The organism is Bacillus sp. JJ783 (assembly GCF_036963225.1).
GTDB classification, from domain to species: Bacteria; Bacillota; Bacilli; order Bacillales; family Bacillaceae_G; genus Bacillus_A; species Bacillus_A cereus_U.
In genome coordinates, this window is sequence record NZ_JBALMG010000077.1 from 15,142 (window position 1) to 15,564 (window position 423).

Consider the following 423-nt stretch of genomic DNA (forward strand, 5'->3'; position numbering starts at 1 on the left):
AAATATAATTTGAAAAGTTTTTTCATATTCTTTATTTATAAACTGAAAAATAAATTGGTCCTTTAACTCCTCATATCGATACCCAAAAATTTCATAAGTTGCTGGATTTGCATATGTAATTCTTCCAATAGAATCTACAGATACAATGGAATCATTATTATATTCTAGTAATGACTTAAATAACATTTGTTTTTCTTCTATTTCCGCTTTTTTCTTAACCTGTGCTGTAATATCTCTAGTAATACAAATAATAAACTGACATGTTCCATTTACATCGCATACTGGATTAAGTGAAGATTCATAATGTATATCTCCAGTTGGCAAACTAATTACATCACAAAATGTATTTGCTCTCGCTTCTCTCATTACTTTTTCATATTGTCCTTGCAATAACCTTGCCGTATCTTCTGGTAATACTTCTGC

General features: G+C 28.8%; 1 protein-coding gene. It reads right to left on the reverse strand.

What is annotated here, in order from left to right:
* Positions 1–423: PAS domain-containing protein (locus tag V7038_RS17115; protein ID WP_335471062.1), on the reverse strand; the 423-nt coding region annotated here is incomplete at both ends.